Genomic DNA, 20,738 nt, shown 5'->3' with positions numbered 1-20,738 from the left:
ATAGCTGCCGGCAACCGCCAGGGCAAGCTTTACAGGCTACGCCAGATCATTGTTCGCAGCGGTACTTTTCAGCCAACGGTAGCCTAACCAGGCCGCAGCCAGCATATAGGGTACGCCGCCCGGCACCCACATCAGTAAGCCGGCCAGTTGCTGATCACTGAGTTCATGGGTCGGGTAATACAGTAAACTGTCAGCAAAAGTCAGAATGGCTCCGAGAAAGCCGGTATGCATCAGCGTAAACAACAGCGCCAGCAACGCTCCGGAACGGTTACGCTCGTTGCATTGTAATATCGCCCACCACAACATCGCCGCTGTAAACATAAAACACAGATGTTCAATCAGGTGCCACCACGGCTGCTCCAGCGCCAACACATAAAAATGCGGTGTATGCCAAAACCAGACCACGGCGGCATGCAAATAAGCCAAACTAAGCGGGTAATGGCTAAGCTTTAGCAAAGGCTGCCAGCCTGTCCGGCCGAAATTGCCAGTGATAGCAGCAAACTGAGCCAACGGCTGGCTTAGCGCCCATAACGGCGCTATCACCACCATAAACAGCATATGCTGCAGCATATGTGCACTGGCGCTGATTTCTGCCCACTCATCCAGCGGGCCGGTTACCGCCAAAGCGCACAGTATCGAGCCCAAATGAAACAGCAATGCCTGCCACAGCGGCGGCCGGCGCTTTAAACTGCCAAGCAGATACAGCAGCCAAAATAGCGCTAACAGCAGTATCGCAATCAGTGCCGGCCAAAAGGATTCGCCGTCACTTTGCAGCACACTGTGCGCCTGTAACGGCAAGCTCAGGCTGCCTGCAACTGACAGCCACAGTATGCGGCAACGACGCAAACGCATGCCGGTAGCCGCGACAGAGCGCCGGCCGGTATGGCATCTCATAAAACCGGCCCCCAGCCCGCGGGCAAGATAAAAAACAGCGCAACACTGAGCCAGTAAACCGCCAGGTAATAAAACCAGAACGGCTTTATTACCTGCGGCTCGTAAGGCCGTTGCCGGCTAACATAACCACGCGCAACCCTTAATGCCTGTAACATTGTCAGTAGCAGCGCCAGGCCTGCATGGCCAAGCAAATACAGTAAAATAACCATCATTACTGCATCATGAGCACTACTGGTATAGGCCAGGGGCGCCATAATAAATAAGCTCAGTAACAGTATAAAGTGCAGCCCGGCTGTTAACGCACACAGCCACAACTGCCGTTGCAGCCAACTGTCATCACCTTCTGCCAGCCGCACACTAAGCCGGTTAAACTGCCATACCGCCATACCGGCAATAGCGCCGCATACCACTAACAGCGCTACCGGCAGCGGCGCGTCAGCCGGTGCCGACCATTGCGGCGCAGCTACCCACAGATAAAACCAGCCAAACAGCAATGACATAAACAGCGCGCCATTGGCCAGCAAAGTTACCACCATACCCCAGCGTCCCGGGCCGTCGGTATTGCGATATTCCGCTGGCAAAGATGGCCTGGCATCAGTATGGCTTGCTGCTGCATCAACAGATGATATTGCCGGTTTGAGATTGCTGCCATTCACCCAGCTCCAGCCCAATAACAGCAGCAGCGCCGCCGTGGCAGCCAACAATGCCGGCAAATACCAGCGGCATAACAAGCAAATACACAGCGCGGCCAACACCAGCGCACTGTGCAGCGGCCACCAGGAGTTGCCGGGTAAATGCAGTGTTTTCTCCAGCCGGGCAGCTACGGCCGACGTACCCCAGTTTTCGCGGCGTCCGCTTGCGGTATCACTCATCCCCCCTTCCCCTGCGGCAATGCGCTCAGGCAAGGTCAGATCATGCCACAATGGCTGACGGCTGCTGACAATGGGTAAACTGGCAAAATTATACTGCGCTGGCGGCATATCCAGCGCCCATTCCAGCGTATCAGCCTGCCAAGGGTTAGCTGCAGCCCGCTTGCCGCAGTAAAAATGCAGTAATAAGTCCAGCAGTACCATCGCCACGCCAATAGCCATAATAAAGCCGCCGACTGACGACAACAGATTGAGCCAGCCCCAGCCTAAACCTGCTTCATAGGTATAAACCCGCCGCGGCATACCCAGCAGGCCGGTCAGATGCATCAACAAAAACGTCAGGTTAAACCCGGTAAATGTCAGCCAGAACCCCCAGCGACCAATATGCTCCGATGGCATACGGCCACTCACCAGCGGTAACCAGTAATATAAGCCGGCAATCAGCGGGAAAAACATGCCGCCTACCAGCACATAATGCATATGTGCCACCACAAAATGCGTGTCGTGCACCTGCCAGTTAAACGGTACCAGTGCCAGCATAACGCCGGTCAGGCCGCCACAGACAAAGATCAGCAGAAAGCCGCTTATCCACAGCATCGGCAGACGAAACACTACCTTGCCGTACCATAGCGTTGCCAGCCAGGCAAATACCTGAATAGCAGTAGGCACTGCCACCAGCATACTGGCCACGGAAAAAAATGCCTGTGCCAGCTGCGGAATACCAACCGTAAACATATGGTGCACCCACAGCCCGAAGCTGATAAAACCGGTCAGAATAATGCTGATCACGACCCAGCGGTAACCCACTATCGGCCGGCCGCTGAATACCGGGACTAAGGTCGAAACAATACCTGCCGCCGGCAGAAAAATGATATACACCTCAGGATGGCCAAACAGCCAGAACAGGTGCTGCCACAACAACGGATCGCCACCTGCAGCAACAGTAAAAAACGGCATGCCGGCCGCGCGTTCCAGCTCCAGCAAAATACTGGCCAGAATAAGCGGCGGAAAACCAAATACAATCATCAGCGCCATTACCAAAATGTACCAGCAAAACAACGGCATCCGGTTTAGTGTCATACCTTTGGCCCGGCTGCATAAAATAGACACTGTCAGTTCAATACCGGCTGCCATGGCAGAGATCTCAACAAAAGTAATACCCAATAACCAGAAATCGGAGCCCGGGCCCGGCGAAAACACGCTGCTGCTAAGCGGCGTATACATAAACCAGCCGGAAGCCGGTGCAATACCCAGCACCAGGCTGAACATGATAATAATGCCGCCAAACAGGTAGCAGTAGTAACCGAACGCGCTGATGCGCGGGAACAATAGATCCCGGCTGCCGGTCATCTTAGGGATCAGATAAATGGCTAAACCTTCCAGTACAGGTATAGCAAACAGGAACATCATTACACTGCCGTGCATACTAAACAGCTGAGCATAAACTTCAGCACCGATAAGTGTTTGCTGCGGCAGTGCCAGCTGAGTACGGATTAACATCGCCAGCACACCGCCGATAAGAAAAAACACCATGCCGGTAACCATAAAGCGCAAACCAATAGTGCTGTGGTTTACCGCTGCCAAACGGCCCCAACCGGGTAAGTTAGCCCAAATCTGCGCCAGCTTATTAGTATCGACCACTGACGCCGGAGCTTTTTTCACATCAGTCATCTGCGCTATGCTCCTTTAACCAGGCCGCAAAGGCCTGCGGCTCATGTGCGGTAACACTAAACTGCATATGCGCATGCCCAAGACCACAGTATTCCGCACACTGCCCGCGGTAAGTGCCGGCCTCTGTCGCCTCCAGCCGCAGCACATTAGTGCGGCCTGGCAGCATGTCCAGCTTTACCGCCAGGCGCGGCACCCAAAAAGAGTGGATCACATCAGCACTGGTCAGATGCAGGTACACCGGCGTATTAACCGGAATGTGTAACTCATCGGTTTGCTCAATAGCATGGCCGGGATAATGCACCTGCCAGTACCACTGGTGGCCGGTTACGTTAATCTTTAGCGCGTTATCCCCGGCCTGCGGCAACATGCGTTGGCCAGCCGGAATACCGACAATAAGCAGCAGGCCGATACTAAGCAGCGGCAACACCAGCCCGCCCCGGCATAACCAGGCATTCGTCCGGACCTGCCGGCTACCATCAGCCGGGCGTTTTATCGCATAAAGCCACAGTGCTGCCACCAGCAACATCACCAGGGTGGCAAAACCAAACATTCCCCACCATAACAAAGCGACTTCAGCGGCAGCCGGCCCTTTGGCATCCAGGCCGGAGAACGGGCCGGAGCAACCGGTCAGGCTCAATAGCATGGCAGCGGTGCAGACAGCTGCTAGACTGGGTTGGTAACCCTTTTGTCTGTTACCCGTTAACCTCAGGCGAACTTTATTATGTCGATGCAGCCCATTACCAGCCAGATTATGATTTTTGGCCATCCCCTGCACCCGGGCCTTATCCACTTCCCGGTGGCAGCACTGATCGGGCTGATTGCCACAGACCTGGCCTTTTGGTACAGCGGCGATGTGTTTTGGGCCAGGGCCAGCCTGTGGTTGGCCGGTGTCGGTGCTATCGGTGGCTGGATCGCCGGTTTGGCCGGATTGATGGATATGCTGCTGGTAAGCCAGATCAGACGACTGATCACCGCATGGTGCCATGCCATCCTGGCAGTAATGTTGTTGTCGCTGGCCACGCTGAACTGGTTGTTGCGCTTGCCGGATCCGGCAAACGCTATTCTGCCGCACGGGCTTTATTTGTCGGTGCTTAGTGGTTTGCTGATCACGGTAACCGGCTATCTCGGTGGCAGGTTGGTGTATGAATATGCCGTTGGCGTTAATATTGACGACATGCTGCAGCAAGACGCCAAATCCTGAATCAGCCGGCTGCATCAGAAAAACCATAACAGCATAGCCTGATCAGGTTTAAGCAGCACCAGCACAATAATGCACAACAGCAACAGCATAATGGTTGCAAACAACATTAAACATTTTGCGCCGATCGCAGTAGCTTGTTGTTGTTTTTTATACAGGATAAGCAAGCCTGCCAGTACATGACAAATGACCAAAACGCTGACCACAGTAAGCTTTATCAGCAGCCAGCTGTCAAAATTGCGACTCAGCACAAAAACTGCAGTACCGGACACTATCGTCAGTAAGGCTGCAGGGCTGGCTAACCGGGTAAACCATAGCCGGTCTACAGCCACCCCTTTATAGCCGGCAGCAGCTAACTCAGTGTCACAATGCTGAATAAGCACAGGCAGGATCAATAAGGCTGCAGCCCAGACTATCAGGCTGCATATGTGCAGAAATAACAACCCTGGCATCAACACGTGGCAGCAGCTTCACACACAATAAGTATTACCATAAGAAAAATGTTAATTAAGTTATTTTTTAGCGACAAAATTAACACTAGCAGATTATTTCAGATCTGCCGCTTATTAGCGTATTTTTCCCTTGCCAAGCCGTATCGGGCCAGCTATGCCCTGATACACAGAGCAATATAAAACATCGTCAAACTTACACCCTATAGCCCGACAAAATAGTTACCAGGGTTTCGCACTGGCGCATTAACGCGCTGCTGGTTTGCTGCGTCAGTTCAGACTGCTGCGCGCTGTCTTCTGCCAGCTGACTAATTTGACGTGTTTTTTGGTTAATATTTTCTGCTACAGTGCTTTGCTGCTCGGCCGCGCTGGCAATGCCGGCATTCTGGCTTTTAATTTGTTCTACTGCTGCTTGCACCGCATGCAAAGCCTTGCGCGCCGCTTCGGCAAACTTAACGTTATCCAGCACGGTCGACTTATAGCGGCCATTAATTTCGGCCACCGATAACACCCCGGTTTCCAACCCGGCAATCATCTGTTTAATTTCCCCGGTGGAGGCCTGGGTGCGGCTGGCCAAAGAGCGTACTTCATCGGCGACCACGCTAAAACCGCGACCCTGCTCACCGGCTCTGGCGGCTTCTATGGCGGCATTGAGCGCCAGCAAATTAGTTTGTTCAGCAATGCTGCTGATCACTTCCAGCACCTTGGCTATATCAACACTGGCTTTGGTTAACGAGCCGATAGCATGCTCCGACTGATCCACCGCCTGCATTTGCTGTTGTGAATTCGTCACAGTGTTTTCAACCACCTGCATAACCTGCTCTGCCAGCGTCGCCACCTCCTGTGCCGCAGTCTCGGCGTTTAAAGCGCCCTGTGCCACCGCATGAGCCGTAGACGTCATCTCTTCAATGGCGTGGGCAATCTCTGTGGTTTCGCGCGTTTGCCGGGTAATTTTCTGCAGCACCTGCTTAGCGGCCTGGTCCATAGTGTCGGCAGATTGTTTCAACCCAGTTGACACTTGTTGTACATCCACTATGGTTTGCCGCACACGACTTAATAAGGCATCAAAACCGGCAGCCATAATGCCGATCTCATCTTTGCGGGCAAAGTTCAGCCGGGCGGTTAAATCGCCCTCGCCTTCAACAATATTCGCTAAAGAGGCATTAACGGTGTTCAGCGGTTGGATCACCACTTTTTTCGTCAGGAAAAACACTAATGCAATCAGCAAGATGCCAAACACCACCACCAAAGCAATAATCGGCGCCAGGGTTTGCCACACCAGGCTGTTTCTTTCCGCGTCAGAATACACCAGATGCACTTTATAGCCCCAGGGCGCAAACTCCAGTGTCTGTTGTTGCCAGCCCTGGTTTTGCCCTGCCAGAATTTGCTGTACCGCCTCAGCGGCAATATTGTCAGAGTGTACCCGCACCTTACCGCTGCGATCTGCAATAGCCACAAAGCCCTGCGACAATATACGGCTTTGCATTACCAGATGGTTTAACGCTTCTAAATCAGCGCGATAGCCCACATAACTGATGCCGATAACATTATTACTGCTATCCTTTACCGGCTCATAGCCGGTAACAAAGGGGTTACCTAAAATATCCACTACGCCATAAAAAGCGGCACCGCGGCGTATGGCAGCAATAGCCAGGCCATTGGGATCTAACACAGTGCCGATAGCCCTTTTGTCGTTGGTAATCACATTGGTAGAAATACGGACAAAGTCATCCTTATCGCGGCTGAACAAGGTGGCAGTGCCACCCATAATCGCGGTTACCGCATCCACTAACTCAAAGCGGTTAGCCTGGCCGGTACCATTAAATACCAGGTCATTGACACGCCGCCCGGCGACGTCCACCGGCGGCCCTACGCTTACAGCACCGCTTTCGCTGATCCGCTGATTAAGCAGACGCATGCTGCTTTTTACCTGCGACAACATCAGGTTATCGGTCAGCGTAAGCAAGGCCATGATCTCACGCCCCAACTGCGTGCGCTCCTGCTCCAGTTGCAGGGTTAATTTATCTGTCTCGCGGCCGGAGATCAGCGCTAAAACCACAATAGCGATCACCACAACTAAGCCGGTAAGCCACACAATAAAGGTTTTTTGTAAGGTCATAACGTGTCTCACTCATGGTATTGATAGTGTTAAAGCCGGTAACAATCCGGCTTAGCGGAGATCAGGGCTCAATTAATACCGGATACTTCAGGTATTGCCGGTCGTAAAACGGCATTTGGCGGTAAAACCAGTTATAACGCTCACGCGGGTTCGCCCGCAGCGCTTCGTCTTGCGCTAAGGCCTGGTCAAACTGCTGTTGCAGCTCCGGTTGCTCTGCCAGCATTTGCGCTATTAACGGCTCTATAGCATAAGGCTCAAAGTATTCGGTACGTTCAAACATGCCCGGGAAAAAGCCCCAGCTAAAGAATGAATCCGGTGCCGTGGGCTCCAGCAAGGCCACCGCCAAACGCCCTAATGGCTGATCAGTGCTGACTTTTACCCAGCCGGCTGCCAGGTTGCGGTTTTGCGTAACCCGGCTAAAAGTGGCCTCTGTCAGCATTAAGCGACTCTCAAACGGTTTGTCAGCAAATTTATATGCTGTGGCGCTCAGCTGCTGCACTGTGACCTTTTGCGCTTTATCCAATACGCTAAGCTCAATACCATGCAGTTTAAGCCGCTGTATCACGCTGTGCTGCTCCGGAGGTATCCAGTACGCCTGCGGTATGGCCACTTCTTTATCTACCACCTTGTCCCAGTACAGCGGCAACTGCGGGTACAGCTGTGGCTTACCTGTCCAGCTGACATAGCTGTCACCGCTGATGGCTGATTGGCGTACTTCGTAGCTGATGCCTTTAAAATCGATAAAATCGGCTTGTTCGCTGGCTTTAAAGCTTAGCGCCATGCGTTTTGGCCTGGCTTGCAAATCGGCCTGGCGCGCCAGAATCAGTGCTTTTCCCTGCTCATTTAACAGCTTTAAGCTTTGCTCCAGCAACACATAGGTACCCAGCACACGCTGGCGGTAGGGTTTTAAGCTGTGGTTTTCTACCAGTACTGTGGGTAAGTGGCGCACATCACCATAGCCATTGGAAAAACGCGGGCTGGCGGTCCAACCGCTGATGCCTTTGCTGAAATCTTTGCTGTCGACGCCAAATACCAGCGGCCCGGGAATATGCCCGGCCTGAATCAGCGCTGCATCCACCGCCGGCCGGTATAATTTTGCCAACCAGCTGGCACCATTAGCACTGATAGCGGCAAACGGCTCGTTAAAACCATAGGTAATGTCGTACTGATAATCTTCGCCATCGGTAACATGGACATCGATATATAAATCCGGCTGGTAGCGATTAATCAGCGCCAGCAGCGCCTGCATTTCCGGCGCGTCAGCTTTGGCGTAGTCACGGTTTAAATTCAGATTTTGCGCCGTTGAGCGCCAGCCCTGCTGCAGCGGCCCGCGCTGGTTCATGCGGTTGGTTTTGGAGCGCCGCTCATGGCCGTCGGCCGACAACACCGGAATAAACAATAAGTCGGCATTGGCAAGTAAATGCGCCTTGTCACCTTGGGTAATATCGCGCAGCAACATTAAACCGGCATCTTTGCCGTCAATTTCGCCACTATGGATCCCGGCCTGCACCAACAACAGCGGGCGCTGCGGATTTTGCGCAATTTTATGCAGCGCTCTGCTGGCCTTTACCACGTACAACGGCCGGCCCTGCGCACTGACACCAAACTGCTGCAGCATTAACAGATCTGAGCTATCTACCAGGGCGCTCAGGTATTTCAGCGTGGCGGCGTAATCCGGGCTGTCGCTAAGCCCGGTCAGTTCAGCCGGGGTAACCCAGGGCTGGCCCTTGCTTTTAATCAGCGCTTCGCTGTTGCCCTGCCACGCCGGTAGCGGCGGCAACCAATCGGTTGTAGTCTGTGCCCGGGCCGGCAGCAGTATGCTGGTTGCTAACAACAGCGGTAATAGCTTACTCATATTAATCCTGACTTGTTTTGATGTTAAACACACTGCAGTACAGCACCGGTAAAAACAGCAGCGTTAATACAGTGGCAAAACCCAGGCCAAACATGATCACCACCGCCAAACTGGCAAAGAACTCGTCACCTAACAGCGGGATCATGCCCAGTATAGTAGTGATGGCCGCCATCGACACCGGCCGTACCCGGCTTACCGCACTGTCAAACACCGCATTAAAAGCGGCCTTGCCCTCTTCCAGCTCCAGCTTGATTTGTTCCAGCAACACAATACAGTTTTTAATTAACATGCCGGACAAACTTAAAAAGCCGAGTAAGGCAATAAAGCCAAAGGGCGCACCCAGCAGTAATAAACCAAAACTGACACCGATAATGGCCAGTGGCACACAGGCCCAGATCACTAAAGCGCTGCGCATGGAGTTAAACAGCAGCACCGTAATAACAAACATCATCAGATACCCCAGCGGTAACGAGCTGAACAGTGCCTGTTGCGCTTTTTGCTGCGCTTCATATTCGCCGCCCCAGCTGAGGAAGTAGCCGGTTGGCAACGCTATGGCTTCAATATCGGCTTTTACCCGTGACAGTAAGGCGGAGGCGGTGTCATCGGATAAGTTGTCATGATCTGCCATTACCGTAATGGTTCTTTTGCGGTCGCGGCGTTGAATTTGCGCATCTTCCCATACCAAATCAAATCGGGTAACCACCTGAGTGATGGGCACATAGCGTTGCAACTTATTGCTGTACACCTGCAAATCGTACAATGCATCGGGATTGTCGCGCTCGGCCAGCGGCGAGCGTGCCACTATCGGCAGTAAATGGGTGCCGTCACGGTAAATACCCACAGTACGGCCTGACATCGCCGTTAACAGCACATCATCGATATCCTGTTTGCTGATGCCGGCACGACGCGCCATCGCCTCATTAAATACCGGCCGGATCACCTTGGTGCGTTCACGCCAGTTATCACGGATACTGACAGCACGACCATCTGAGTGCAGGATCGTTTTCGCTTGCAGCGCCAGGCTGCGCAAAATATCCGGATCGGCGCCGCTGAAACGCGCTTCAATTTTTGCCGGCGTTGAAGGCCCCACTTCGAGGCGCAGCAGCTTATATTGCAGGCGCGGCAGCTGCGAAGTGATATATTCGCGCGTTTGTTGCATTAATGCCGGCAACTGCTCGCGCTGCTCTGCCCGCACAATAAGCTGGCTGTAGGCGGCAAAGCTTTTCTCCGGCTGATAGGTCAGCATAAAGCGCTCTGCACCGCGACCACTGGTGGCGGTGACATGGCTGATGCCATCAAGCGATGACAAATAATTCATCAGGGTTACTGCATCGGCGGCACTGTGGCGGATATCTGTGCCTTCGGGCTGCCATAAATCGACGAGGAAAATCGGCGTATTAGACGGCGGAAAAAACACCTGCTTTACCTTAGAGAACCCCAGCACTGCCAGCACCAGCAACAGCAACGTCACGCTGTATGTCAGCAGGCGGTAACGCAGTGCAGCACTGAGCATCTTACGGTACAGGTTAAATACCACGCCCTGATACAACTCTTGTGGCTCAGTGTCTTGTTGCAGCTTGTCTTTAAACAACATGCTGGCGAAAAACGGCGTTAGTGTAATGGCAGTAACCCAGCTCAGCAGCAAGGACACCAGCAACACCCAAAACAAGCTGCCGGCAAACTCGCCGGTGGCGTCGCTGGATAATCCTATAGGGGCGAAGGCGGCAATGGCAATAATGGTTGCGCCCAGCAGCGGCCACTGCGTTTGCTTAACAATTAACGCCGCAGCGTCAGCCAGCTTAAGCCGGCGCTGCATACCGATTAAAATACCTTCGGTGATTACGATGGCGTTATCTACCAGCATCCCCAGCGCAATGATTAATGCGCCCAGCGAGACACGCTGCAGCTCAATTTGCATCTGCTGCATAAAGATAAAGGTACCCAGTACCGTCAGCAGCAAAATAAGGCCGATTAAAATACCGCTGCGCAAGCCCATAAACAGCAACAGCACGACGATAACAATAGCTACGGCTTCGGCCAGGTTAATAATAAAGCCACTGACCGAGTTGGCCACTTCATCCGGCTGGTTGTAAATAGTATGCAGTTCAATACCCACCGGCTTGTTGTATTCCAGCTCAGCGAGGCGCTGCTGTACCAACTCGCCGGCATCTACCACATTCACGCCACCGCTGAAAGATACCCCCAATGTCAGCGCGTTTTGGCCGTTAAAGCGCAGCAGTTGGTTGGGTACTTCGGCATTTTCGCGATAAACCCGCGCCACATCGCCTAAATAAATCAGCTCTTTTGAATCCGGGCTGGAGATAATCAGGCTTTCCAGCTCAGTCACAGATTGAAACTCACCGGTGGGATAAATACGCAGCCTGTCCGGCCCCACTTTAATTGAGCCGGCATTGGCTACCATATTCTGGCTTTGCAACAGCGCAGCAAGGGTTTGCGGTGCTATACCCAGGGCGGTTAGCCGCGGCCTGGAAATTTCAACGATCACCTGCTCCTGCTGCACGCCGCCCACGGCGACTTTGCCGACACCGTTAACCAACACTAATTCACGGCGTAAGAAATCAACATAGTCGCGCAGTTCATCATCGCTGTAACCTTCTCCGGTCAGCGCATATAAAATGCCGTAGACATCGCCGAAATCGTCCTTTACCTGCGGCGGTTGCACGCCCGGCGGTAACTGCGGCTGTAAGTCGTTTACTTTATGGCGCAGCTCATCCCATATTTGTTTTAACTCTTTGGCGCGGTAGGTATCTTTCATCTCTACCATTAATTGCGACAAACCGGCGGTAGACACTGAGGTCACATGATTAACATAGGGCAATTGCTGAATGGCATTTTCCAGCGGATAAGTCACCTCCTCTTCGACCTGGGTGGGTGACGCGCCCGGGTACTGGGTAATGATCAGCGCTTGTTTTAAGGTAAATTGCGGATCTTCCAGCCGGCCAAGGCCAAAGTACGACACTATACCGCCGAATAATAAAATAGCGGCAAACAACCAGGATGAGGTGCGGTACTGTATAAAATAGCGGGCAGCATTCATACTTACAGCCCCCGCTCACGCACCCAGGGCCTTACCTGCTGGCCTTCCTCTAATTGTTGCACTCCGGCACTGACCACTTGTTCACCGGCATTAAGACCGGCGATTACCGCCGCACCGGCACTGGTTAAACTACTGACAGTTACCGCACGTTTCGTCACGACACCGCTATCGGCGTTATACACCCAGACATAACTTTGCTGCGATGCCAGTGCGGTATCGTCCGGCATAAAAATCGCGCTGGCAGGAATAAACAACGCATCAACATAGGCGGCGTTAATTTTACTGACCTCAGCGATCACATTGGCTGTCATACCGGATAACACGTTAAATTCGGTGGGTGTCGGCATAGTAAACACCACTTTAAAGCTGTTGGTGGCCGGATCGGCGCGGGTGTCCCACTCACGAATGCGGGCACGGTAACGCTGCAGCGGATGGGAGTCGAACACCACCTCCGGCTGATAATCAAAATCTTTGCGTACGTTGGAAATAACATCTTCCGGCACCTGGATCACCACATCAACCTGATCGCGTACCTGCAGCTCCATAATGGCTTGCTGCGCGGCAACGTTTTCGTGGTTCTCGACCAGTAAGCGCGAAATATTGCCGGCAAAAGGCGCCTCCAGCCGGGTGTAACTCAGCGCGGTTTCGGCAGTAGATAAATCGGCCTGAGCTACTTGCAGTTGCGCTTTAGACTCATCAAATACCGCTTGCGACACCAGCTTTTGTGCCACTAACTGCTCGGCGCGGGTAAACTGGGTTTGCGCCAGTTCAAACCGGGCGCGGGCCTGGTCCAGCTTGAGTTTAAAGTCGGTGTCATCCAGCCGTGCTAACAATTCGCCCTTTTGCACCGCCTGGCCTGGCCTGGCGATCAGCTGTACTAATTTGCCGCTAACGCGGAAAGTTAAATTAGCCCGCTCGGTGGGTTCTACCACGGCCGGAAACTGGCGTACTGCAGCGGCGGCGTCGGCGCCAACCAGATGTAGTTTCACCGGTCGCACCAGGGGTGCAGTAGTGTGAGATTCAGGCTCTGAGCAAGCGGACAGCAGCAACAGCGAAGTAAACAACGGCAAGATTGCCGGCGGGAAACGCAACATAGTTATCATCCTGAAACAGTAGTAGAACAAAGGCGCCTTTACAGCTTAGCTAAAACTGCACAGATCGCCTTATTTAATATTAAAATCAGTACACTAACAGTAAAAATCACCATCAGGCGCAGTTAAATTTCCAACAGAGCCTGCTTTAACAAGTGCACTTTATCGCGCAGTTGCGCGGCTTGCTCAAACTCCAGGTCGCGGGCATGTTGCAGCATTTTTTGCTCTAACTGCTTAATTTCTGCCTCCACCTGATACGGCGTCTTACCTTTAATCAGCCGCACTTTCTCTGCCACCAACGGCAGGGCCGGCGCAGCATCCTGGCCTAAGTCCATCACATCAGCAATTTTCTTTTTAATGGCGGTAGGTGATATACCGTGCTCGGTATTAAACTGCTGCTGTTTAGCGCGGCGCCGGTCGGTTTCATCAATGGCCCGCTGCATAGAGCCGGTAATACGATCAGCATACAATATCGCCCGGCCGGTTAAGTTACGCGCGGCGCGGCCTATGGTTTGAATTAATGAGCGCTCAGAGCGTAAAAAGCCTTCCTTGTCGGCATCCAAAATGGCCACCAATGACACTTCCGGAATATCCAGGCCTTCACGCAACAGGTTAATACCTACCAGCACATCAAATACGCCGAGGCGTAAATCACGGATAATCTCCATCCGCTCCACGGTGTCGATATCCGAATGCAAATAGCGTACTTTAACGCCGTGCTCACTCAGGTAGTCGGTTAAATCTTCCGCCATGCGTTTGGTTAAGGTGGTCACCAATACCCGCTCTTTGCGCTCTGCGCGGATAAAGGCTTCAGATAATAAGTCATCCACCTGGGTCGCCACCGGGCGGATCTCAATTTCCGGGTCAACCAGACCGGTGGGCCGCACTACCTGCTCGATCACTTCGCCGGCCGATTGCTCCAGCTCATATGCCGCCGGCGTAGCAGACACATAGATCCGCTGCGGCGCTATGGCTTCAAATTCATCAAACTTCAGTGGCCGGTTATCCAGCGCCGAGGGCAGCCGGAAGCCGTAATTCACCAGGTTTTCCTTACGCGAACGGTCGCCTTTATACATGGCGCCGATTTGCGACACCGTAACGTGTGATTCATCAATAAACATCAGGCCGTCGGCCGGAAAATAATCCAGCAAGGTTGGCGGTGGCTCGCCGTTGGCGCGGCCGGATAAGTAGCGTGAGTAGTTCTCGATACCGGAGCAATAGCCCAGCTCTACCATCATTTCTATATCAAACAAGGTGCGCTGGCTTAAGCGCTGCTCTTCCACCAGTTTATTATTGGCCAGCAGTTCATCGCGCCGCTGTTTCAGTTCAACTTTTATCTCATCTACTGCAGCCAGGATTTTCTCCCGCGGCGTAACATAGTGCGTTTTCGGATAGACGGTGTAGCGCGTCACCACCTTTTCCACCGAGCCGGTTAATGGATCAAAAATGCTGATCCGCTCAATTTCTTCGTCAAACAGCTCTACCCGCACGGCAATGTCGTCGGACTCGGCCGGGAAAATATCAATCACATCGCCGCGTACCCGATACGTTGCCCGTTGAAATTCGATATCGTTGCGGCTGTACTGCAATTCGGCCAGACGGCGCAAAATAAAACGCTGATCGACAATATCGCCGACTTTTAAATGCAGCAGCATTTTCATATAAGATTCAGGATCGCCCAGGCCGTAAATAGCAGAAACCGAGGCGATGATCACCACATCGCGCCGCTCCATCAACGCCTTAGTGGCCGACAGCCGCATTTGTTCGATATGCTCGTTAATAGAAGAATCTTTTTCAATAAAGGTGTCGGTTGAAGGCACATAAGCCTCCGGCTGGTAGTAGTCATAGTAAGAGACAAAGTATTCCACCGCGTTATGCGGGAAAAACTCTTTCATCTCACCATACAGCTGCGCCGCCAGGGTTTTGTTATGCGCCATAATCAGCGTTGGCCGATCTACTTTTGCTATCACATTGGCCATGGTGAAGGTTTTGCCCGAACCGGTAACACCGAGCAAGGTTTGGTGCGCCAATCCGTCTTGCAGTCCTTCGACCAGTTTGGCGATAGCTTGCGGTTGATCGCCGGCCGGCTGATAGTGCGATACCAGTTCAAATGCTCTTGTCATACACCTGCCTCCTGCTGTGAACGCCGTGCCGCGCGGTTAAACCAGCGCCATGCCAGGCTTGCGGTAAAAATATTGCCCAGCACACAGCCAATAAATAAGCCGGTAACGCCGAACATTGTGCCACCTAACCAGGCCAGCGGCACATAGAACACAAATAGCCGTATTATGCTTAATATCAGCGCACTGCCGGGCTGATGCAAGGCATTAAATGATGAATTGGTTAAGATAATAACGCCTTGCAAACCATAAGACAGCGGCACTATCCAAATAAACAGACAAATAATGCGGATAACCTCAGCATCATTGCTGAACAAGCCGGCCAACGGCACGGCCAATAGCGCCAACAGCAGATACACGGCAAATTGCCACAGCATAACAAAGCGGCCACACAAGCGATAAGCCTGCTGCACCCGCAGCAGCAAACCGGCACCGTAGTTTTGGCTGACAAAAGGCGGTAAGGTCATCGACAGCGCTAACACCACCAAACAGGCAATACTCTCCAGCCTGGCCCCCACACCAAAAGCCGCCACCGCTTCAGCGCCATAGCTGGCCATAATGGCGGTCAGCACCGCCATCGCCAACGGCGTTAACATATTCGCCCCGGCGGCCGGTAAACCAATGCGCAGAATTTTACGGCACACAGCCAACAGCGGCTGCAATGAGATCCAACCGGTGCTGATCAGGTCGCGTTTTATCAGTAAGGCTAAAATCAGCGCAGAGCCAAACAACCACGACAGCACTGTGGCTATAGCAGCGCCCTGCATACCCAGCGCCGGGATGGGCCCGATGCCGAAGATCAGGATCGGGTCCAGCACCGCATTGACCAAACCGGAACAGGCCATAATAATCGACGGCGTTTTGGTATCGCCGGCGGCACGTAGTATGGCGTTGCCCACCATCGGCAGCACTAACAACACCGAACCGGCAAACCAGATATCCATATACTGACGAATATAGGGCAATACGTCACTACCGGCTCCCAGCGCTGTAAACAGCGGCACGGTAAAGCAGTAACCGGGCACAGCCAGCAAGGCAACCAGAACGGCAGATAAGCCCAGCGCCACCTGGCCGTCGGTACGGGCCTCGGTTAAGCGGCCGGCTCCCAGCGCTCTGGCAATCACCGCTGAGGTGCCGATGCTCAGACCAATTGACAAGCTGATCAGCGAAAAAGATACCGGAAAAGTAAAACTGATGGCCGCCAACTGCACCGTACCTAACATACTGATGAAAAACGTATCCACCAGGTTAAAGGTCATTAAGGTGATCATGCCCACCAGCATCGGCAATGTCATGGCGACCAGGGTGGATTGAATATCGTCTTTTGTCAGTGAGTAAGCTGTTTTGGCTGAAGTGGTCATAAATACAGGCTAAATAAAGCGTGGCGCTATTGTAGAGAAAAGCGCCGGCGCGGGCCATGCTAATTTTGTGCTGCGCCGCGTTATTGCGATTAATGTCTGCCTTGTTGCGTTATTTGCCGTTAAAACAGTTCACAATTCCGGCGTGCTTAATTTGTGCCAGTTTGAAACAAAACAATATTTAATTTTGCCGGCCACAAAATAACTATCCCATTGTTTTATATAGATAAAAATTTTCGTCGCAAGTTGCTTGACCTACTGCCAGGTCAACAGAATCAAGCCTTCCCCCAGGAAACCCGCGTTAAACACACAGAGTTATCCACAGATTCTGTGGGTAACTCTGTGTAGTGCCCGCACGCTATGGCTTTAGCCCACAAAGCCAAACCATCGCATACAGCGCTGGTTTTTTCAGCATAAACTGCTGCACTAAAGCGCGCTTTGCTTAAACAATATGCAAGTGATTCAACATGGCGAAAATCCCTGCTGCAAAGTGTTGACAGAGGGTATAGCTGGCATTAGTATTGCGCCCCGTTGAATGCTGTTCCCTAGTAGCTCAGTTGGTTAGAGCGGCGGACTGTTAATCCGTAGGTCACTGGTTCGAGTCCAGTCTGGGGAGCCAACAGCAGTTAACTAAAGCAACACCCGTAGTACAATTCCCTAGTAGCTCAGTTGGTTAGAGCGGCGGACTGTTAATCCGTAGGTCACTGGTTCGAGTCCAGTCTGGGGAGCCATCCATAGCACGCGTTTTTACCGCTACCCACCGTTAATTTATATATTTCTCAGTATTTTTTTGATTTAATTAGCTTTCTATTGCGCGAGCCTAAAACTATAGTAAGCGTTAGGACAAGGAAACTGGTTATATCTGGTGGTCACTGCTTATGAGAATATTCCGAACTCTGCTTATCAGCCAATTGCTGTCTGCCTTTATACTTGCCATGGTAGCGTTGGTAATAATGGTAGTTTACACCCAGCAACAACTGCTCAGCAGTCAACAAAATGCCGCTAAGGCGATTGAACAAATCCTCAGTCATCATATTACCGGTGATGGCAAAATTTTAAGCCGGCAGCTGGATCGCAGCTTTGCGCTGAAAAGCCTGCGCGTAAGTCAGTTAGACAACACTATATTACACGAGCAAAACCTGAACGGTAATAAAGCGCCGTTGGCCATTACTCTGCTGCAATGGTTTGGCAGCGAGTTTAAGCCCCACACCATCCGCAACCAGGAGCAGAATATTCAGGTAAGTTATCAACTGGATTTTACCGAGCGCCTGCAGCAGTTCCAACTGATGTTATTAGTGCTGTTTTTGCTGCCTTTTGTGATTGGCTGGCTGCCAATCGTGCTGAGCAAAAGCAGTATTAACCGCAGTTACCGCCGCACTACTGCCGCAGTAAACGAACTGATCGACCGCTTTATTACCGATCCGCAAAAAGCCGAACCGGACTGGCAGAAAATTCCGCCTGAGTTTTCTGATATTAATACCGCCTTGCAAAAACTGGCCAACTATACCCGCAGCCAATATAACCAGATGGCCTCTAATGCCCATCAAATTGCCGAAGAAGCCTATAAAGATTCGGTTACCGACTTACCCAACCGTAATCGCTTTGTGCAGCACTACGAAGAAAATATCCGCCAGAACGAACAGAACGACTTCGGCGTTTTTGCTATCACCCGCTGCACTGAGTTGCAAAGCCTGAACCAAACCCGTGGCTATCAGGAAGGTGACAACTATGTGCGTGACGTGGCTGAAATAGTGAAAAAACTGGCCGGTACTTATAAAGACTACCGCATTTACCGGCTGAACAGTTCAGACTTCGGCATTTTACTGCCGCGGGTGACACCAAAAGAAGCTGAAAACTTTGCTCTGCAATTGCAAAGCCGTTTTAACGAATACCAGAAAACATCCGAGCTGGACTCGGTGGCCTACACCGGGCTGGTAACCTATGAATCCGGTAAAGCGCTGGGAGAATTACTGGCTGTTGCCGATACCTCCATCAGCCTGGCGCAAACCAAGCAAGCCAATGCCTGGCATTTACAAAAAGAATCGGCCGGGTTGGACATGGCCAATGGCAGCTATGGCAATCAAAACTGGCGTAATGTGATAGACGATGTGCTAACTAACCATCGTATCAGCCTGTTAGTGCAGCTTATTCAGCCATCTAACCGCTCTGCCAAAGCCTATTCCGAAATTCTGGTGCGGTTTAAAACCCAGGAAGGCCAGATCCTGCCTACCGCCTCTTTTCTGGCAATGGCGGAAAAGCTGGATCGTATTGTCGCGGTTGACCGCTTAATTATCGAAACTGCACTCACCACGATTAAAAACAAAAACTTACAGGACCAATATTTTGGCCTGAACCTGTCAGCCCGCTGCGTGCATGACGACCAGTTTATTATTTGGTTAGAACGCCGGCTGTTAAAAGATGCCCATATTGCCGCCAAGTTAATTTTTGAAGTGACAGAATTTGGCTTACAACAAAACCTGAAAACCAGTAAACGCTTTATTGATATGGTACACCGCGCCGGCGCCCGCATTACGGTGGAAAAATTCGGTGTCGGTATTACCTCGTTTAAGTTTTTCCGCGACTTAAAACCGGACTTTGTCAAAATGGACGGCAGCTATACGCGGCACATTAACGAAGATAAAAATAACCAGTACTTTATGCGGCTTATGATAGACCTGGCGCACCGTATTGGCGTAGGCGTATTTGCTGAGAGCGTGGAAACCCAGGAAGAGAAACATATGCTGGAGTCGTTATTTATTGACGGCAACCAGGGTTACTACGTCGGCAAACCGGCACCCATTTAACCAGCGGCACCGCCGTGCATTAAAGCGGCGGTTGCTATAGCCATACTCTTTATCCGGTTGTGTCACAACCGGCTTAATTGCATAATATAGCCCTTCATTTTCCCTGAGCGATACGATGACTGAATTTCTGCTGTTGTTAATCAGTACCGTACTGGTGAATAACTTTGTGTTGGTAAAGTTTCTTGGCCTCTGCCCTTTTATGGGTGTATCAGGCAAGCTGGAAACCGCCATTGGTATGTCACTGGCGACAACCTTTGTCTTAACACTGGCATCCTTGTGCAGTTATCTGGTCGATCATTATCTGTTAGCCCCGCTGGATTTACTCTATTTACGCACGCTGAGCTTTATTCTGGTGATTGCTGTGGTGGTGCAGTTCACCGAAATGGTGGTGCATAAAACCAGCCCTACGCTGTATCGTTTACTGGGTATTTTCTTACCGCTGATCACCACCAATTGCGCCGTGCTGGGAGTGGCCTTACTGAACGTTAACGAGCGGCATAACTTTGTCAATTCAGTAGTTTATGGCTTTGGCGCCGCCGTGGGTTTCTCGCTGGTGTTAATTTTATTTGCAGCCATGCGCGAGCGCTTAGCCGCCGCCGATGTGCCCCTGCCATTTAAAGGCGCGGCCATTGCGATGATTACCGCCGGTTTAATGTCGCTGGCCTTTATGGGCTTTACCGGGCTGGTGAAAGCCTGATGACACTGATGACTGCCCTTATTGCTATAGGTAGCCTGGCGCTGATCTTCGGTGCGGTACTGGGTTTTGCTGCCATTCGCTTTAAAGTAGAAAGCGACCCGCTGGTAGAGCAAATTGACGATATATTGCCGCAAACCCAATGCGGCCAGTGCGGCTACCCGGGCTGCCGGCCTTATGCTGAAGCTATCGCCAACGGCGATGATATTAATAAATGTCCGCCCGGTGGTGAAAGCACGATTCGCAAACTGGCCGATTTAATGGGAGTTGAAGCAACCCCGCTGAACGAAGCCCAGACTGAGAACGTAAAACGGGTGGCCTATATTCGTGAAGATGAATGCATTGGCTGTACCAAGTGCATTCAGGCCTGCCCGGTCGATGCCATTGTTGGCGCGTCTAAATTAATGCATACGGTATTGGTTGATGAATGCACCGGCTGTGATTTATGCGTTGAGCCCTGCCCGGTAGATTGTATTGATATGGTGCCGCTGGCCGCCACACCAGAGCGCTGGAAGTGGGATTTGGCCGCCATACCTGTAAAGATGGTGGAGTAAGATA

General features: G+C 52.0%; 14 protein-coding genes and 2 tRNA genes. 6 read left to right on the top strand and 10 right to left on the bottom strand.

All coding sequences use genetic code 11. The features are described 5' to 3' along the window. Positions 1 to 36: 36 nt before the first annotated feature. Genes ACTZWV_RS07305 through coxB form a run of 3 tightly spaced genes read right to left on the bottom strand, consistent with a single transcriptional unit; the run spans position 37 to position 4,077 of the window. Positions 37 to 894: a cytochrome c oxidase assembly protein gene (locus tag ACTZWV_RS07305; RefSeq protein WP_444785913.1), complete on the bottom strand. Its 858-nt coding sequence runs from the start codon at positions 892 to 894 to the stop codon at positions 37 to 39. Beyond that, complete coding sequence (ctaD, locus tag ACTZWV_RS07300; protein WP_444785912.1) at positions 891 to 3,434, bottom strand: cytochrome c oxidase subunit I; 2,544 nt, start codon at positions 3,432 to 3,434, stop codon at positions 891 to 893. The genes ACTZWV_RS07305 and ctaD overlap by 4 nt, the downstream gene beginning before the upstream one ends. Continuing rightward, positions 3,427 to 4,077 (bottom strand): cytochrome c oxidase subunit II, encoded by a 651-nt coding sequence (gene coxB, locus ACTZWV_RS07295; protein ID WP_444785911.1) that lies wholly within the window; start codon positions 4,075 to 4,077, stop codon positions 3,427 to 3,429. The genes ctaD and coxB overlap by 8 nt, the downstream gene beginning before the upstream one ends. A 78-nt stretch (positions 4,078 to 4,155) precedes the next feature. On the opposite strand from coxB, the gene ACTZWV_RS07290 reads away from it, so the two are divergent. Then, positions 4,156 to 4,635: a DUF2231 domain-containing protein gene (locus ACTZWV_RS07290; protein ID WP_444785910.1), complete on the top strand. Its 480-nt coding sequence runs from the start codon at positions 4,156 to 4,158 to the stop codon at positions 4,633 to 4,635. A 14-nt stretch (positions 4,636 to 4,649) separates the two neighbouring features. On the opposite strand, the gene ACTZWV_RS07285 is transcribed toward ACTZWV_RS07290, so the two are convergent. From ACTZWV_RS07285 to ACTZWV_RS07255, 7 genes are all read right to left on the bottom strand, one after another. Further along, positions 4,650 to 5,084: a CopD family protein gene (locus ACTZWV_RS07285; RefSeq protein ID WP_444786275.1), complete on the bottom strand. Its 435-nt coding sequence runs from the start codon at positions 5,082 to 5,084 to the stop codon at positions 4,650 to 4,652. Between the two features lie 193 nt (positions 5,085 to 5,277). Beyond that, the gene (locus ACTZWV_RS07280; protein ID WP_444785909.1) at positions 5,278 to 7,200 is read right to left on the bottom strand and encodes a Cache 3/Cache 2 fusion domain-containing protein; all 1,923 of its coding nucleotides are present in this window, start codon (positions 7,198 to 7,200) and stop codon (positions 5,278 to 5,280) included. Positions 7,201 to 7,261: 61 nt separating this feature from the next. Beyond that, on the bottom strand, positions 7,262 to 9,055 hold the full coding sequence (locus tag ACTZWV_RS07275) for a M14 family metallopeptidase (protein ID WP_444785908.1): 1,794 nt from the start codon (positions 9,053 to 9,055) through the stop codon (positions 7,262 to 7,264). A gap of 1 nt (position 9,056) precedes the next feature. Then, entirely contained in the window at positions 9,057 to 12,113 is a 3,057-nt protein-coding gene (locus tag ACTZWV_RS07270) for an efflux RND transporter permease subunit (RefSeq protein ID WP_444785907.1), read from the bottom strand. Between the two features lie 2 nt (positions 12,114 to 12,115). Beyond that, entirely contained in the window at positions 12,116 to 13,207 is a 1,092-nt protein-coding gene (locus ACTZWV_RS07265; protein ID WP_444785906.1) for an efflux RND transporter periplasmic adaptor subunit, read from the bottom strand. A gap of 122 nt (positions 13,208 to 13,329) precedes the next feature. After that, on the bottom strand, positions 13,330 to 15,327 hold the full coding sequence (gene uvrB, locus ACTZWV_RS07260) for an excinuclease ABC subunit UvrB (RefSeq protein ID WP_444785905.1): 1,998 nt from the start codon (positions 15,325 to 15,327) through the stop codon (positions 13,330 to 13,332). Further along, the gene (locus ACTZWV_RS07255; RefSeq protein ID WP_444785904.1) at positions 15,324 to 16,685 is read right to left on the bottom strand and encodes an MATE family efflux transporter; all 1,362 of its coding nucleotides are present in this window, start codon (positions 16,683 to 16,685) and stop codon (positions 15,324 to 15,326) included. The genes uvrB and ACTZWV_RS07255 overlap by 4 nt, the downstream gene beginning before the upstream one ends. Before the next feature lie 539 nt (positions 16,686 to 17,224). On the opposite strand from ACTZWV_RS07255, the gene ACTZWV_RS07250 reads away from it, so the two are divergent. The 5 genes from ACTZWV_RS07250 to rsxB all read left to right on the top strand — a co-directional run bounded on the left by ACTZWV_RS07250 (position 17,225) and on the right by rsxB (position 20,734). Continuing rightward, positions 17,225 to 17,301: transfer RNA gene (locus ACTZWV_RS07250), tRNA-Asn, on the top strand. A gap of 35 nt (positions 17,302 to 17,336) precedes the next feature. After that, positions 17,337 to 17,413: transfer RNA gene (locus ACTZWV_RS07245), tRNA-Asn, on the top strand. Positions 17,414 to 17,560: 147 nt separating this feature from the next. Beyond that, positions 17,561 to 19,486: an EAL domain-containing protein gene (locus tag ACTZWV_RS07240; protein WP_444785903.1), complete on the top strand. Its 1,926-nt coding sequence runs from the start codon at positions 17,561 to 17,563 to the stop codon at positions 19,484 to 19,486. A gap of 115 nt (positions 19,487 to 19,601) precedes the next feature. Next, on the top strand, positions 19,602 to 20,183 hold the full coding sequence (gene rsxA, locus ACTZWV_RS07235; protein WP_305554582.1) for an electron transport complex subunit RsxA: 582 nt from the start codon (positions 19,602 to 19,604) through the stop codon (positions 20,181 to 20,183). Then, on the top strand, positions 20,183 to 20,734 hold the full coding sequence (rsxB, locus tag ACTZWV_RS07230) for an electron transport complex subunit RsxB (protein WP_444785902.1): 552 nt from the start codon (positions 20,183 to 20,185) through the stop codon (positions 20,732 to 20,734). The genes rsxA and rsxB overlap by 1 nt, the downstream gene beginning before the upstream one ends. Positions 20,735 to 20,738 lie beyond the last annotated feature (4 nt).

The organism is Rheinheimera sp. NSM, assembly GCF_052380015.1.
GTDB lineage: Bacteria > Pseudomonadota > Gammaproteobacteria > Enterobacterales > Alteromonadaceae > Alishewanella.
Note: the sequence above shows the minus strand (reverse complement) of the source record. Positions and strands in the feature narration are given on the sequence as shown.

Coding starts and splice junctions, on each gene's coding strand:
- ACTZWV_RS07305 (WP_444785913.1), bottom strand. CDS start 894: ATGAGATGCCATACCGGCCGGCGCTCTGTCGCGGCTACCGGCATGCGT.
- ctaD (WP_444785912.1), bottom strand. CDS start 3,434: ATGACTGATGTGAAAAAAGCTCCGGCGTCAGTGGTCGATACTAATAAG.
- coxB (WP_444785911.1), bottom strand. CDS start 4,077: ATGCTATTGAGCCTGACCGGTTGCTCCGGCCCGTTCTCCGGCCTGGAT.
- ACTZWV_RS07290 (WP_444785910.1), top strand. CDS start 4,156: ATGTCGATGCAGCCCATTACCAGCCAGATTATGATTTTTGGCCATCCC.
- ACTZWV_RS07285 (WP_444786275.1), bottom strand. CDS start 5,084: ATGCCAGGGTTGTTATTTCTGCACATATGCAGCCTGATAGTCTGGGCT.
- ACTZWV_RS07280 (WP_444785909.1), bottom strand. CDS start 7,200: ATGACCTTACAAAAAACCTTTATTGTGTGGCTTACCGGCTTAGTTGTG.
- ACTZWV_RS07275 (WP_444785908.1), bottom strand. CDS start 9,055: ATGAGTAAGCTATTACCGCTGTTGTTAGCAACCAGCATACTGCTGCCG.
- ACTZWV_RS07270 (WP_444785907.1), bottom strand. CDS start 12,113: ATGAATGCTGCCCGCTATTTTATACAGTACCGCACCTCATCCTGGTTG.
- ACTZWV_RS07265 (WP_444785906.1), bottom strand. CDS start 13,207: ATGTTGCGTTTCCCGCCGGCAATCTTGCCGTTGTTTACTTCGCTGTTG.
- uvrB (WP_444785905.1), bottom strand. CDS start 15,327: ATGACAAGAGCATTTGAACTGGTATCGCACTATCAGCCGGCCGGCGAT.
- ACTZWV_RS07255 (WP_444785904.1), bottom strand. CDS start 16,685: ATGACCACTTCAGCCAAAACAGCTTACTCACTGACAAAAGACGATATT.
- ACTZWV_RS07240 (WP_444785903.1), top strand. CDS start 17,561: ATGAGAATATTCCGAACTCTGCTTATCAGCCAATTGCTGTCTGCCTTT.
- rsxA (WP_305554582.1), top strand. CDS start 19,602: ATGACTGAATTTCTGCTGTTGTTAATCAGTACCGTACTGGTGAATAAC.
- rsxB (WP_444785902.1), top strand. CDS start 20,183: ATGACACTGATGACTGCCCTTATTGCTATAGGTAGCCTGGCGCTGATC.